The sequence below is a fragment of the Escherichia sp. E4385 genome, assembly GCF_963883145.1.
GTDB lineage: Bacteria > Pseudomonadota > Gammaproteobacteria > Enterobacterales > Enterobacteriaceae > Escherichia.
Window position 1 is genome coordinate 48542 of the sequence record NZ_CAWOOJ010000018.1, and the last position, 13842, is coordinate 62383.

General features: G+C 49.6%; 12 protein-coding genes and 6 tRNA genes. 9 read left to right on the plus strand and 9 right to left on the minus strand.

The window, feature by feature from the left end; all coding sequences use genetic code 11:
• Positions 1-33: 33 nt before the first annotated feature.
• Positions 34-1290: an ion channel protein gene (locus tag AACS80_RS18390; protein WP_130216881.1), complete on the plus strand. Its 1257-nt coding sequence runs from the start codon at positions 34-36 to the stop codon at positions 1288-1290.
• Positions 1291-1404: 114 nt separating this feature from the next.
• Positions 1405-1731 (plus strand): DUF2502 domain-containing protein YpeC, encoded by a 327-nt coding sequence (ypeC, locus tag AACS80_RS18395; RefSeq protein ID WP_130216879.1) that lies wholly within the window; start codon positions 1405-1407, stop codon positions 1729-1731.
• Positions 1732-1971: 240 nt separating this feature from the next.
• Here ypeC and AACS80_RS18400 read toward each other — a convergent pair whose 3' ends face one another.
• Together AACS80_RS18400 and AACS80_RS24000 are read right to left on the minus strand one after the other, a co-directional pair.
• The gene (locus AACS80_RS18400; protein ID WP_130216878.1) at positions 1972-3210 is read right to left on the minus strand and encodes an Nramp family divalent metal transporter; all 1239 of its coding nucleotides are present in this window, start codon (positions 3208-3210) and stop codon (positions 1972-1974) included.
• A complete protein-coding gene (locus AACS80_RS24000; RefSeq protein WP_240811045.1) occupies positions 3191-3280 on the minus strand; it encodes a protein YpeD in 90 nt (29 codons plus the stop codon). The genes AACS80_RS18400 and AACS80_RS24000 overlap by 20 nt, the downstream gene beginning before the upstream one ends.
• 265 nt (positions 3281-3545) lie before the next feature.
• On the opposite strand from AACS80_RS24000, the gene nupC reads away from it, so the two are divergent.
• Positions 3546-4748 (plus strand): nucleoside permease NupC, encoded by a 1203-nt coding sequence (nupC, locus tag AACS80_RS18405; protein WP_064526382.1) that lies wholly within the window; start codon positions 3546-3548, stop codon positions 4746-4748.
• A 227-nt stretch (positions 4749-4975) separates the two neighbouring features.
• On the opposite strand, the gene AACS80_RS18410 is transcribed toward nupC, so the two are convergent.
• The 3 genes from AACS80_RS18410 to AACS80_RS18420 all read right to left on the minus strand — a co-directional run bounded on the left by AACS80_RS18410 (position 4976) and on the right by AACS80_RS18420 (position 7564).
• Positions 4976-7165, minus strand: a complete 2190-nt coding sequence (locus AACS80_RS18410) for a bifunctional diguanylate cyclase/phosphodiesterase (protein ID WP_130207356.1) — start codon at positions 7163-7165, stop codon at positions 4976-4978.
• A gap of 208 nt (positions 7166-7373) precedes the next feature.
• A tRNA-Ala gene (locus AACS80_RS18415) sits at positions 7374-7449 on the minus strand.
• Positions 7450-7488: 39 nt separating this feature from the next.
• A tRNA-Ala gene (locus AACS80_RS18420) sits at positions 7489-7564 on the minus strand.
• A gap of 220 nt (positions 7565-7784) precedes the next feature.
• On the opposite strand from AACS80_RS18420, the gene AACS80_RS18425 reads away from it, so the two are divergent.
• Entirely contained in the window at positions 7785-8144 is a 360-nt protein-coding gene (locus AACS80_RS18425; protein ID WP_130207360.1) for a YfeC-like transcriptional regulator, read from the plus strand.
• A gap of 1 nt (position 8145) precedes the next feature.
• Positions 8146-8538, plus strand: coding sequence for a MerR family transcriptional regulator (locus tag AACS80_RS18430; RefSeq protein WP_130216872.1), 393 nt, complete (start codon positions 8146-8148; stop codon positions 8536-8538).
• Between the two features lie 52 nt (positions 8539-8590).
• On the opposite strand, the gene gltX is transcribed toward AACS80_RS18430, so the two are convergent.
• Positions 8591-10006: a glutamate--tRNA ligase gene (gene gltX / locus AACS80_RS18435; protein WP_135410230.1), complete on the minus strand. Its 1416-nt coding sequence runs from the start codon at positions 10004-10006 to the stop codon at positions 8591-8593.
• A 258-nt stretch (positions 10007-10264) separates the two neighbouring features.
• On the opposite strand from gltX, the gene AACS80_RS18440 reads away from it, so the two are divergent.
• The 4 genes from AACS80_RS18440 (at position 10265) to AACS80_RS18455 (ending at position 10662) form a co-directional block, all read left to right on the plus strand.
• A tRNA-Val gene (locus AACS80_RS18440) sits at positions 10265-10340 on the plus strand.
• A 44-nt stretch (positions 10341-10384) separates the two neighbouring features.
• A tRNA-Val gene (locus AACS80_RS18445) sits at positions 10385-10460 on the plus strand.
• Positions 10461-10506: 46 nt separating this feature from the next.
• A tRNA-Val gene (locus AACS80_RS18450) sits at positions 10507-10582 on the plus strand.
• Positions 10583-10586: 4 nt separating this feature from the next.
• A tRNA-Lys gene (locus AACS80_RS18455) sits at positions 10587-10662 on the plus strand.
• 49 nt (positions 10663-10711) lie between these two features.
• On the opposite strand, the gene AACS80_RS18460 is transcribed toward AACS80_RS18455, so the two are convergent.
• From AACS80_RS18460 to xapA, 3 genes are all read right to left on the minus strand, one after another.
• Positions 10712-11596, minus strand: a complete 885-nt coding sequence (locus AACS80_RS18460) for a LysR family transcriptional regulator (RefSeq protein WP_130260680.1) — start codon at positions 11594-11596, stop codon at positions 10712-10714.
• 88 nt (positions 11597-11684) lie between these two features.
• Complete coding sequence (locus tag AACS80_RS18465) at positions 11685-12926, minus strand: nucleoside permease (RefSeq protein ID WP_138183913.1); 1242 nt, start codon at positions 12924-12926, stop codon at positions 11685-11687.
• Positions 12927-12984: 58 nt separating this feature from the next.
• On the minus strand, positions 12985-13818 hold the full coding sequence (gene xapA / locus AACS80_RS18470) for a xanthosine phosphorylase (protein WP_130260678.1): 834 nt from the start codon (positions 13816-13818) through the stop codon (positions 12985-12987).
• Positions 13819-13842 lie beyond the last annotated feature (24 nt).

The following is a 13842-nucleotide window of genomic DNA, read 5'->3' on the forward strand; positions in this document are numbered from 1 at the left end:
CTAAATATCTGAACCCGCATAAAGGAATAGAACATGCTCCATCCGCGAGCCAGAACCATGTTGTTATTATCGCTCCCCGCTCTGGCAATTGGGATTGCGTCCAGTCTTATTCTGATGGTGGTAATGAAAATCGCCTCGGTATTACAGAATCTGCTCTGGCAACGACTGCCGGGAAGTCTGGGGATAGCCCAAGATTCACCGCTCTGGATCATCGGAATTTTAACGCTGACAGGGGCCGCTGTTGGGCTAGTCATCCGTTTCAGCCGGGGTCATGCCGGGCCGGATCCTGCCTGTGAAGCGCTGATTGGCGCGCCAGTCTCCCCCTCTGCGCTACCAGGACTGATCGTAGCATTAATTCTCGGTCTTGCGGGCGGCGTCAGTCTTGGGCCGGAACATCCCATTATGACCGTCAATATCGCCCTCGCGGTGGCGATTGGCGCGCGTCTGTTACCACGAGTGAACCGGATGGAGTGGACTATTTTAGCCTCTGCGGGCACCATCGGCGCACTGTTTGGCACTCCTGTTGCGGCGGCGTTGATATTTTCGCAAACCTTAAATGGCAGCCACGACGTTCCACTTTGGGATCGTCTCTTTGCGCCGTTAATGGCAGCGGCGGCTGGCGCACTAACCACCGGATTGTTTATCCATCCTCATTTTTCGCTGCCCATTGCTCATTACGGACAGATGCAGTTAGCAGACATTATCAGTGGTGCAATTGTGACGGCGATCGCCATTGCGGCAGGTATGGTTGCAGTGTGGTGTTTCCCACGGGTGCACGCGATGATGCATCAGATTAAAAATCCGGTCCTCATGCTGGGGGTTGGCGGCTTTATTCTCGGTATTCTGGGTGTTATTGGTGGGCCTGTTTCGCTATTTAAAGGGCTGGACGAGATGCAGCAGATGGTGACAAATCAGGCTTTCAGCACCAGCGATTACTTATTGCTGGCGGTAATCAAACTTGCCGCCCTGGTCATTGCCGCCGCCAGCGGGTTTCGCGGCGGGCGAATCTTCCCGGCGGTATTTGTCGGCGTAGCGTTAGGTTTGATGCTGCATGCGCACGTTCCCGCCGTTCCAGCGGCCATTACCGTTTCCTGCGCGATTCTCGGCCTCGTACTGGTGGTAACGCGCGATGGCTGGCTAAGTTTGTTTATGGCGGCGGTCGTTGTACCTGATTCCACATTGTTACCGCTACTGTGTATCGTCATGCTTCCGGCATGGTTATTACTGGCAGGTAAACCGATGATGATGGTGAATCGTCCAAAACAACAGCCACCCCACGATAACCTTTAGCAAAAAATGCTCTCCCTTATGATTTAAGAGTTATGGCGATGAAACGGGGCTTTACCTCCCCGTAATATTGCGTTAACAGGCCGCTGACGGCTTCGATCGTGAAGGAGAATAACAATGTTCAGGTCACTGTTTCTGGCGGCCGCCCTGATGGCATTTATCCCGCTTGCAGCAAACGCAGGTGAAATTACCTTACTGCCATCAATTAAATTACAAATTGGCGATCGCGATAATTATGGTAACTACTGGGACGGCGGCCACTGGCGCGATCGTGACTACTGGCACCGTAATTATGAATGGCGTAAAAACCGCTGGTGGCGTCATGATAATGGCTATCACCGTGGTTGGGATAAGCGTAAAGCGTATGAGCGTGGCTATCGCGAAGGCTGGCGCGACCGTGATGATCATCGCGGAAAAGGCCGTGGACATGGGCATCGTCATTAAACACATTCGCTAATGGAGCGCAATGCCTGATGCGACGCTTGCGCGTCTTATCAGGCCTACAAACCCACTTCATTGAACGCGTAGGGCGGGTAAGGCGTTTTACGCCGCATCCGCCAGTGGTGCCTGATGCGGCGCTTGCGCGTCTTATCAGGCCTACAAACCCGCTCCATTTAACGCGTAGGGCGGATAAGGCGTTTTACGCCGCATCCGCCAGTGGTGCCTGATGCGACACTCATTCAACTACAGCCCCAATGCCGTTCCCACCAACAACCAGATATTCAGCGTTACCACCAGCACCACAATCATCCAGCCGATTTGTTTAACCCATTTGCTATTCACCAGATCGCCCATCAATTTGCTGTCACTGGTGAAAATCAGCAGCGGCACCAGCGCCAGAGCAATACCAAAACTGAGCAGCACCTGACTCATAACCAGAATCCGTGTCGGATCTAATCCCATCAGAATGACAATAAATGACGGCAGCATGGTTACCGTACGGCGTACCCACAGCGGAATATGAAAGCGAATGAACCCCTGCATCACCACCTGCCCTGCCAACGTACCCACTACCGTTGACGAAAGCCCCGCCGCCACCAGACTTAAACCAAAAACCGTTGCCGCAGCATTGCTTAACAGCGGTTGCAGCGTCAGGTAAGCTTCGTCAAGATCGGCAACTCCCGTATGACCGGAAAAGTGGAACGCCGCCGCAGCCGTAGCCATCATCGCCAGATTGACAAAGCCAGCGATGGTCATGGCAATCGCCACATCCCATTTAGTCGCAGAGTAACGTTGCTGGCGTGAACCACCGTGTAGATGCTGGGTAAGCGAAGAGTGAAGATAAATCACATGCGGCATAATCGTCGCCCCTAACACGCCAGCCGCCAGGAAGACCGCTTCCGAGGTCGGTAAACTCGGTATCGCCATACCTTTGCTCAACTGCACCAGATTCGGTTGCGAGAAAATCAGCTCGACAATGTAAGCCGCCGCGACAAACAACAGAAGCCCACCAATCACTTTCTCTAGCGGTTTTTGCCCGCGACGTTGCAGCATTAAAATCAGGAAAGTGGCGATCCCCGTCAGCACCGCACCCTGCAATAAAGAAACACCAAGAATGAGTTTGAAACCGATCGCCGCACCAATAAATTCCGCCAGATCGGTCGCCATCGCAATAATTTCCGCCTGGACCCAATAGAACCAGACTACCGGACGTGGGTAGTGGTCGCGAATTTGCTCCGCCAGATTTTTACCAGTGGCAATCCCGAGTTTGGCCGAGAGGATCTGAATCAGCATCGCCATCAGGTTGGCCCAGACAACCACCCACAGCAGTTGATAGCCGAAGCTGGCGCCCGCCTGAATATTGGTCGCAAAGTTACCGGGATCGATATAACCAATTGCCGCAATGAACGCAGGTCCCATTAATGCGAGCCTCATCTTGCGCGCTGCCCGACCGCTGCTACTCTCAACGCGATAGTTCGTCATCTTGTGCCTCTAAAACATAGCCTTTGCTATGTTTCATGCTATGCCAAACGAGAATGATTATCAAATTCATTTAAATGGATTGTGGTGATTTCTCTGATAGACCAGGATTATGACTACGAAAAGATTGATGATTTGAATGTTACGCTTATGATTAATGTTAGCACATTTACATAACTTCCAGCTTCCATACACAACATAGCAGAAATGTATGGCAACTCACTATTTTTGAAGCTTGTCACAGGACGTCATTATAGTGTGTGTCAGATCTCGTTTTTCGGAATTTTGTTACATAGAATGTGCACGGAAATTTAACCTGCCTCATATTTGGAGCAAATATGGACCGCGTCCTTCATTTTGTACTGGCACTTGCCGTTGTTGCGATTCTCGCACTGCTGGTAAGCAGCGACCGCAAAAAAATTCGTATCCGTTATGTTATTCAACTGCTTGTTATCGAAGTGTTACTGGCGTGGTTCTTCCTGAACTCCGACGTTGGTCTGGGCTTCGTGAAAGGCTTCTCCGAAATGTTCGAAAAACTGCTCGGGTTTGCCAACGAAGGGACTAACTTCGTCTTTGGTAGCATGAACGATCAAGGTCTGGCTTTCTTCTTCCTGAAAGTCCTGTGCCCTATCGTCTTTATCTCTGCACTGATCGGTATTCTCCAGCATATTCGCGTATTGCCGGTGATTATCCGCGCAATTGGTTTCCTGCTCTCCAAAGTCAACGGCATGGGCAAACTGGAATCCTTTAACGCCGTCAGCTCCCTGATTCTGGGTCAGTCCGAGAACTTTATCGCCTATAAAGATATCCTCGGCAAAATCTCCCGTAATCGTATGTACACCATGGCAGCAACAGCGATGTCCACCGTTTCTATGTCCATCGTTGGTGCATACATGACCATGCTGGAACCGAAATACGTGGTTGCTGCACTGGTACTGAACATGTTCAGCACCTTTATCGTGCTGTCTCTGATCAACCCTTACCGTGTTGATGCCAGCGAAGAAAATATTCAGATGTCCGACCTGCACGAAGGCCAGAGCTTCTTCGAAATGCTGGGTGAATACATTCTGGCGGGCTTCAAAGTGGCCATTATCGTTGCCGCAATGCTGATCGGCTTTATCGCCCTGATCGCAGCACTGAACGCTCTGTTTGCTACCGTGACTGGCTGGTTTGGCTACAGCATCTCCTTCCAGGGCATTCTGGGCTACATCTTCTATCCGATTGCATGGGTGATGGGTGTTCCTTCCAGTGAAGCACTGCAGGTGGGCAGTATTATGGCGACCAAACTGGTTTCCAACGAGTTCGTTGCGATGATGGATCTGCAGAAAATTGCTTCCACGCTCTCTCCGCGTGCTGAAGGTATCCTCTCTGTGTTCCTGGTATCCTTCGCTAACTTCTCTTCTATCGGGATTATCGCGGGTGCCGTTAAAGGCCTGAACGAAGAGCAAGGTAACGTGGTTTCTCGCTTCGGTCTGAAACTGGTTTACGGCTCTACGCTGGTGAGTGTGCTGTCTGCGTCAATCGCAGCACTGGTACTGTAAGCGAATCCATTAAAAAAGCCGGGGATAATTCCCCGGCTTCAGTTTGTTGACAACGTGCGCTTTGTTTATGCCGGATGCGGCGTAAATGCCCTACCAAGCTGACAAAACAACGTAAATTCAATAGATTGTGTTTCCATGCAGGCCCGATAAGCGCAGCGCATCAGGCAATTGTCCGTTTGTCATCAACCTCAAATGCCGGGGATAATTCCCCGGCATTTTTACGCCTGTTAATCAACTAATGGTTGCGGGCGACCAATTAAATACCCTTGCAGATATTGCACCCCGAGCTTATGCAATAGCGCCTGCTGCTGTTGCGTCTCGACAAACTCCGCGACCACACTCAATGACTTCGCTTTCGCCAGATCGGTAATTGATCTCACTATCATCGCATCCAGTGTATTAGTGACGATATCCTTAACGAAGACGCCATCAATCTTGATGATATCAGCCTGCAAACGTTTTAACCGTTCGTAGTTGGCATAGCCTGTGCCAAAGTCATCAATCGCAATACGGAAGCCAAACTTATGCAGTTGTTCGATATTGTACATACTGCTTTCTGCGTTAGAAAACGCCTGCTCCTCGGTGATCTCAATAATCACAGCCTCCGGGGAGACACGGTAACGTTTAAACAGACGAATAATTCGCCCGGCGATATTCTTTTGCAGCAGAGTGAGCGGCATTAAATTGACTGAAAAGCGCGGGCCTTTCTTGTCGCAAGGGTGGGTTGCCAGCCACTTCAGCAGGGATTCCAGCACCTGTAAATCGAATCGCGCGCTAAGGTTAAACTGAGCAATAAGGGGCAGAAACTTATCCGGGGTCATAATGCCGCCGTCATACTTCAGTCGCGCGAGGATCTCATCATAACCTTCACCCTCTTTGTTGCGAATTGGCTGGGCGTAGAGAAGCAAATCACCCTGATCTAACGCCGTGCGAATGGTATTCAGCAATAGCACCTGTTTAGTGGTCTGCCCGGAAACCATCTCCTCTCTGCTGTCCAGCGCCAGCACATGATGATGTGCGCAGGATTGCTCCGCCAGCCAGCTTAACTGCCCCAGCATTGGCTGCAGAGTATCCTGATTACCGTCAAAACGTCCCCAGGCAGCACCATAGCCCATATCCAGCCCGGTATTGTTCCAGTGGATTTGCCGACTGTTGAGAATGTTAACCATATGCTGTAACCGCCCTTCCGTTTCCGGCCCGGTCAGTACCAACAGCAATTCGCTCCCCGGCAATTGATACAACTTTTCGTTTTCCTGCATCAACGGCAGCAATGTACGGTAAATTGAGCGAATACAATGAACGCGCATCATTAACCCGTAATGGCGACTCATAAACTCAAGATTATCAATGCGCAGACAGCAAAAACTCTTACCAGCCTCTTGCTCCTGCGATTGCTCCAGTGCGCGAAAGTTGGGTAATAGCGTTAACGGATCGGTCAGTGCCTGCAAATGCCAGCGACGGTTAAGCCATTCGCTACGATAATAAATGCGTACCATATAGAGCAGGCAAACGCTAAAGGAAATCAGCACTGCGAGAATAAATGCCAGCGAATATTCGGTTAGTACCCCTTGCAAAAAGTTCTGGTTGTAATTCAGAAGGCAAAGCGTTGAAACAGCCCAAGTGAGATTTAAAAACGGATAGCGAAGCTTACCGACACCGAGGGTAAAGATGATAAAGAAAACAGGTACCAGATAACCGGCAATAAAGTCATTTTCATACGGTGTGCACATCAGAAGTAGCAGCACGCTAAGAGCTGCCAGCCAGCTTAAGGTAAATGCGCGTTTCTCTTTGCTCAACGACGGAGCGATATCCCTACGCCACAATATCTGTGCAAAGTGGGGACTTACAATCATGCGGGTGAGATAGTAAAAAAGCATGTTGTAAATCAGCACTGCGGTGAAAAGGCTTAGCAAATCAACGACCGTGAAAATGGCATCCGCATCGCCGAAAAAGGTAGATATCTTTAGCGGGAAATCAAAGAAGCTCCCCACAAGATACATGCTGCATTTGATGCCGATCGGTGTCACCAAACCAAGCCAGAACAGACGTTGCCAGACATATCGGCTGGTCAATCCATAACGCCAACGCGTCCCCAGCTGCCAGCGTAATATTGCGCAGGCACACAACACGACAAACGTCTGGCTGCCGAGCATGACCGCGGTCTGTAAAAAAGAGAGATGAAAGTTCCACAGATTGGTGCAAAACATCCCGCATAAAACAGGAACGACACCGCGCCAGCCAAAGATAAACAAGATTGACAGCATTACGCACAGTGGCATCCACGCCAGGAAAATATAGCTGGAATGGATAACAGCAAGTGGCGAGATAAAACGGGATAGCTGAATAAGTACCACGGTGAGCGTAAACGCTAGTGCAAATATCTTGATATTTTTTATCAGGTTATGCTCCACAAACATGAGTACACTACTCTCACTGATCGGGGTTTTAAGGCACACAAATAATATGTTTATTCGCATCGCGAAGCAAACAGGGACCGACCTGCTGCCGATATTTCATCCAATGATGTTTCCAACAGGCAACACTAACCTGGAAGGTAGACTGTATTACAAAAGCGGCAAAAAGCAGAGACAAAAAACCCCCGCTTCGCAGCGAGGGTTTGAAATTTGGTGGAGCTAAGCGGGATCGAACCGCTGACCTCTTGCATGCCATGCAAGCGCTCTCCCAGCTGAGCTATAGCCCCACGAGTCGTTTACGTACCAAATTTGCTGGGTGCAAAATTTGGTGGAGCTATGCGGGATCGAACCGCAGACCTCCTGCGTGCAAAGCAGGCGCTCTCCCAGCTGAGCTATAGCCCCATCACGTAAAGCTTGTCGAGTTGACGGGCGGCATCATATGAATTCCGCCCGAATGTGTCAACGGCAAATTGCAAGGCGTAGTTTCAATCGCTGAAAAATCAGGCAAATGAACTATTTTGGATAGTCGCTCGCATTCAGTAGTTATTCCTGTCACGGTTTCTTGTAAAGTGGTGTTATAAAATGAACCACTAATAGACCCGCAATCATTCAGGGAATTGTTATGTTCAAGGAGAGGATGACGCCAGATGAACTTGCCAGGCTGACCGGTTATAGCCGCCAGACCATTAATAAATGGGTACGCAAGCAAGGCTGGACGACATCACCAAAACCAGGTGTCCAGGGTGGCAAGGCCCGGCTGATTCACGTCAATAAACAAGTTCGTGAATATATTCGTAATGCAGAACGTCCGGACGATCAAAGAGAGGCACCTGAACTGTCTGCCGATACGCCTCTTGAAGTGCTGCTGGTGACGCTGGCGAAAGAGATGACGCCTCTTGAACAAAAACAGTTTACATCCTTGCTTCTGCGGGAAGGGATTATCGGATTATTACAACGCTTAGGGATTCGCGACAGCAAATAATATGAAAAGATTACGTAATAAAATGACCACCGAAGAGCTGGCGGAATGCCTGGGTGTGGCTAAACAAACTGTTAACCGTTGGATCAGAGAAAAAGGCTGGAGAACGGAAAAGTTTCCCGGCGTGAAAGGAGGTCGTGCCAGACTTATTCTGGTCGATTCGCAGGTTTGCGAGTTTATTCAGAACACGCCTGCGTTCCATAACACACCAATGTTGATGGAAGCTGAAGAGAGAATTGCCGAATACGCTCCTGGAGCACGCGCCCCGGCGTATCGACAAATTATCAACGCGATAGATAATATGACTGACATTGAGCAGGAAAAAGTCGCGCAATTTTTGTCACGTGAAGGAATTCGCAATTTCCTCGCCCGTCTCGATATTGACGAATCAGCATAAATAAAAAAACGGCAGGATATTATCTCCTGCCGTTTATCTTTTTATACGCTAATTACTGCTGATTTTCGCGTTCAGCAATAAAGGCCAGCGCTTTGTTGATACGCTCAATGCTACGTGTCTTACCGATCGCGTGAACGGTAACGTCCAGCGCCGGAGACTGCCCCGCACCGGTAACGGCGACACGCAGCGGCATCCCAACTTTACCCATGCCCACTTCCAGCTCATCCGCCGTTACCTGAATTGCGTGGTGAACATTTTCCGCCGTCCAGTCAGTGATAGCAGACAGTTTATCGCGCACTACTTCCAGCGGCTGGCGCGCTACCGGACGCAGATGTTTTTTCGCGGCGTCGGCATCGAACTCAGCAAAATCTTCGTAGAAATAGCGGCAGCTTTGCGCCATCTCTTTGAGCGTTTTGCAGCGTTCGCCCAGCAGTTTCACCAGCTCAGCAAGCTGCGGGCCGTTACGGGTATCAATATTTTCCTGCTCGATGTGCCACTGTAAGTGAGTAGCTACATACTCCGGCGGCAGCGCGTTAATATAGTGATGGTTCAACCACAGCAGTTTGTCAGTGTTGAACGCACTGGCAGATTTGCTGACGGCATTCAGGGTGAAGTACTTGATCATCTCTTCACGGGTGAAGATTTCCTGATCGCCGTGGGACCAGCCCAAACGCACCAGATAGTTCAGCAGTGCTTCTGGCAGATAGCCGTCGTCGCGGTACTGCATTACGCTGACTGCACCGTGACGTTTGGACAATTTTTTACCATCATCACCGTTGATCATAGAAACGTGCGCGTAAACCGGTACGGGCGCTTTCAGTGCTTTCAGGATGTTGATCTGGCGCGGCGTGTTGTTGATATGGTCTTCACCACGGATGACGTGAGTGATTTCCATATCCCAGTCGTCAACCACCACACAGAAGTTATAGGTCGGAGAACCATCGGTACGGCGGATAATCAGATCATCCAGCTCCTGGTTGCTGAACTCGATCGGACCACGGATCTGATCGTCAAAAACAACGGAACCTTCCTGTGGGTTAGCAAAACGTACAACGCACGGTTCATCATCAGCGTGATGTTCATGGCTGTGGCGGCAACGGCCGTCATAACGCGGCTTCTCGCCTTTTGCCATCTGCTCTTCACGCAGCGCTTCGAGGCGCTCTTTAGAACAGTAGCATTTATAGGCAGTACCCTCTTCCAGCATCTGATCGATCACCGCGTTATAGCGATCGAAACGTTTGGTCTGGAAGTACGGGCCTTCATCCCACTCCAGACTCAGCCAGTTCATGCCATCCATAATGGCTTCGATAGCTTCCGGCGTGGAACGCTCAAGATCGGTGTCTTCAATACGCAGCACGAACTCACCGCCGTGGTTACGTGCAAAAAGCCAGGAGTAAAGAGCAGTACGCGCGCCGCCAACGTGCAGATAGCCTGTTGGGCTTGGCGCGAAGCGAGTTTTGATTTTCATGAAATGGCCTTACGTTTAGAAAGATGCCGACAACCGGCAAATCCTGGAAAAATTGAGTGGGCGATATTCTATCACTCCCGCCTGATTCCTCAATGTAGTTCGGGTTGCTACCTTACGCATTATTGTTTTCGTTGACAAATTGCGCAACACGGTCTGTTTTGCGATCACCCTGCTTAAATTTACGACGAACGAACAATTTCTTTAGAAAATGCGTTGACTCATTTCCAACTCTCCCTATAATGCGACTCCACACAGCGGGGGTGATTAGCTCAGCTGGGAGAGCACCTCCCTTACAAGGAGGGGGTCGGCGGTTCGATCCCGTCATCACCCACCAACTACTTTATGTAGTCTCCGCCGTGTAGCAAGAAATTGAGAAGTGGGTGATTAGCTCAGCTGGGAGAGCACCTCCCTTACAAGGAGGGGGTCGGCGGTTCGATCCCGTCATCACCCACCACTTTCTCGCCAGCTAAATTTCTTGTAAAAATGTGAAGTACCGAAGTGGGTGATTAGCTCAGCTGGGAGAGCACCTCCCTTACAAGGAGGGGGTCGGCGGTTCGATCCCGTCATCACCCACCACTTCGGGTCGTTAGCTCAGTTGGTAGAGCAGTTGACTTTTAATCAATTGGTCGCAGGTTCGAATCCTGCACGACCCACCAATGTAAAAAGGCGCCCTAAAGGCGCCTTTTTGCTATCTACGATATTCCTTCACGCGATCAAGGCATTAACCAACCTCTCCAGCGCAGGCGCCGCATGTTGCTGTTCATAGACAATATACAGATCTGCCGGAATACGTTCTTCCAGTGGACGAAATACCACACCGGGCCAACTCATCTGAGCATAACTATCTGCCATTAATGTCACGCCTAATCCCATACTGATCATCGCCAGCACAGTTTGCGGCTCTACGGCCTCCCGGACGATCATCGGTGAAAAACCTGCCTGCTGACAAACGCGCTGTAAAAACGCCCAGTCAGAATGGACGGAAGGCAGCGTTACAAAGTATTCATTGCGTAATGCGGTTAGCGGGATAGCATCTCGCGATGCCAGATGATGGTCTTGCGGAATAGCAACCAGAAAAGAGGATTCATGTAAGCGTAAGCTGGTAAACCCCGTGGTTGGTTCAATCGCCATCCGCCAGATACCCGCATCCAGTTCCCGCCGCTCCAGCAACGCCATTTGCATGCCTGGTGATTTTTCACGAAATGAGACATGAACATTGGGGCATTCTTTCAGAAAGCACCGCATCGCCGGACGCATTCGCCCCCACATTGCTGTTCCCACCACGCCCAGCTCAATCCGCCCTGCCTCACCGCGACCAATCTGCTCAACCCGTGCCATCGCCTGACTGGCATTCGCCAGTAACCGTCGTGATTCTTCCAGTAAAATTTTTCCCGCATGAGTGAGCGCCACACTGCGCGAATGACGAACGAACAGCAACGTGCCCAGTTGTTGTTCCAGATCTTTAATATGAATACTTAATGGCGGCTGCGACATATTGAGCCGCGCAGCCGCCCGCCCAAAGTGAAGTTCTTCTGCGACCGCAAGAAAATAGCGCAATAACTTGAGATCAATACGATGCGTACTTTCCATAATTATTGCGCTCCATAAGGTTTGGTAAGGCTCCAAATCTAGCACATTGCAATAAAGGTCAACCCCGTTTACATCAGTGAGCTAATGATTATTGTGCCATTTTTTCAGGTTCATGCTTATAACGGAAAAACAGGGCAAAGATCACTGCCAGGGCCAGCGCATACGCAGCAAATACCAACCAGATAGTTTGCCAATCTTTCACACCATCAACCGTGAAATAGTCAACCGCCATACCACTCAGAAGAGAGCCGATCCACGCCCCAACGCCGTTGACCATCGTCATAAATAAGCCCTGAGCGCTGGCGCGAATACTGGAATCCACTTCCTGTTCGACAAACACTGAACCTGAGATATTAAAAAAGTCGAACGCACAGCCATACACAATCATCGATAACAACAATAATACAAAGCCACCTGGCGATGGGTCGCCAAAGGCAAAGAAGCCAAAGCGTAATGTCCACGCGACCATACTCATCAACATGACGGTTTTTATGCCAAAACGCTTAAGGAAGAAGGGAATAGTAAGAATGAAGCCGACTTCCGCCATTTGCGAAACCGAGAGCAGGATGGAAGGATATTTCACCACGAAGCTATCCGCAAATTCAGGGTTACGGGCAAAATCATGCAGGAATGGATTACCAAAAACGTTAGTAATTTGTAGTACTGCACCTAATAACATGGCAAATAAAAAGAAAATCACCATACGTGGATTTTTAAATAACACAAACGCATCCAGGCCTAATTTACTGGAAAGCGTAGTACTAGTTTTATGCTCCACCACTGGGATTTTCGGTAGCGTTAATGCATAGATCGCTAACACTAAAGAAGCGCCAGAAGCAATATATAGTTGCACACTACTTAACTCCAGATGCAATAAACTCACCAGCCACATGGCGACAATAAATCCCACAGTGCCATAAACACGGATTGGAGGAAAACAGGTTACCGGATCTAATCCGGCCTGGGCCAGACACGAATAAGAAACACTATTGGATAATGCAATAGTGGGCATGAACGCCATTGCGTTAAGCAACATTATCCAGAACATCATATTCGGTTCAGTCACGGTGGCAGCATAAAAAAGTACCCCGGCGCAAATAAAGTGGCACAGCATATAGGTACGTTCAGCTCGTAACCATTTATCTGCAATAATGCCCATAATGGCTGGCATAATAATAGCCGCAATGCCTTTAGAGCTGTATGCCATACCAACATCAGCCCCGGTAAAATGTAAGGTGTTTATCATGTAAGAGCCGAGGGTAACTAACCAACTCCCCCAGATAAAATATTGCAGAAAAGACATAATCTTTAAACGCGTTGCGATATTCATTTTTGGTTTCCTTATCGCAGTGAGATGGCCCCATCCGCGAGGCCATTTTTTATTGCTTTCAGGCGATTTTGCGTAAGAATCCGCAAATCAGATTGATAAAGTTTTGCCGGGATAATTCCGCTGCAGCCAGCGTTTGGGCATGTGACAATTTCACATCGCTTAAACCTTCCGCCATATTAGTTATTGCAGACACAGCAACGACTTTCATTTCGCTATGACGTGCGGTAATCACTTCAGGTACTACAGACATACCCACGACGTCACCGCCAATCATCTGCATCATGCGAATTTCTGCCGCCGTTTCGAAGTTAGGCCCTGGATAAGAAACAAAAACGCCCTCTGTGAGCGGAAAACCTTCTTCCTGCGCAACGGTTTGTAAAACGGCGCGGTGATCAGCATCGTAAGCATTCGCTAATGAAAAAAAGCGTTCACCAAAACGTTCATCATTAAGGCCTGTCATCGGTGTGCCTGGCATCGTATTAATGTGATCTTTCAGCGCAACCAGACTACCCGCCCCCACTTCCGGGCGAAGCGAGCCTGCAGCATTAGTGCAGAACAACAACTCACAGCCCAGCAACTTGAACGTGCGAATCGCATCAGTCATGACTGTCATTCCGCGGCCCTCATAAAAATGGCCACGACCTTTCATGCAAGCTACAGGCACACCAGAGAGCATGCCGAGGACCAACTCTCCTGCGTGACCATGTACGGTGCTCACCGGAAATCCCGGCAAATCGCTATAAGAAATAGCGACCGCGCCTTCAATCTGTTCAGCCAACGCACCCAGCCCCGAACCAAGAATAAACGCAACGCGTGGGGTAAAGTTTGGTTTGTGGCGACGAATGATATCTGCGCAATACCACGGGTTTTGTGAAAAATGAGATTGGGTCATGGAAAGTCCTTGTAATAAACATTA

What these genes read in the sequence shown, in the direction of transcription:
- ypeC (WP_130216879.1), top strand. Translation starts at nt 1,405, where the DNA reads ATGTTCAGGTCACTGTTTCTGGCGGCCGCCCTGATGGCATTTATCCCG.
- xapA (WP_130260678.1), bottom strand. Translation starts at nt 13,818, where the DNA reads ATGACCCAATCTCATTTTTCACAAAACCCGTGGTATTGCGCAGATATC.
- AACS80_RS18410 (WP_130207356.1), bottom strand. Translation starts at nt 7,165, where the DNA reads ATGTTTGTGGAGCATAACCTGATAAAAAATATCAAGATATTTGCACTA.
- AACS80_RS18465 (WP_138183913.1), bottom strand. Translation starts at nt 12,926, where the DNA reads ATGAATATCGCAACGCGTTTAAAGATTATGTCTTTTCTGCAATATTTT.
- AACS80_RS18425 (WP_130207360.1), top strand. Translation starts at nt 7,785, where the DNA reads ATGTTCAAGGAGAGGATGACGCCAGATGAACTTGCCAGGCTGACCGGT.
- AACS80_RS18390 (WP_130216881.1), top strand. Translation starts at nt 34, where the DNA reads ATGCTCCATCCGCGAGCCAGAACCATGTTGTTATTATCGCTCCCCGCT.
- AACS80_RS24000 (WP_240811045.1), bottom strand. Translation starts at nt 3,280, where the DNA reads ATGAATTTGATAATCATTCTCGTTTGGCATAGCATGAAACATAGCAAA.
- AACS80_RS18460 (WP_130260680.1), bottom strand. Translation starts at nt 11,596, where the DNA reads ATGGAAAGTACGCATCGTATTGATCTCAAGTTATTGCGCTATTTTCTT.
- AACS80_RS18400 (WP_130216878.1), bottom strand. Translation starts at nt 3,210, where the DNA reads ATGACGAACTATCGCGTTGAGAGTAGCAGCGGTCGGGCAGCGCGCAAG.
- AACS80_RS18430 (WP_130216872.1), top strand. Translation starts at nt 8,146, where the DNA reads ATGAAAAGATTACGTAATAAAATGACCACCGAAGAGCTGGCGGAATGC.
- nupC (WP_064526382.1), top strand. Translation starts at nt 3,546, where the DNA reads ATGGACCGCGTCCTTCATTTTGTACTGGCACTTGCCGTTGTTGCGATT.
- gltX (WP_135410230.1), bottom strand. Translation starts at nt 10,006, where the DNA reads ATGAAAATCAAAACTCGCTTCGCGCCAAGCCCAACAGGCTATCTGCAC.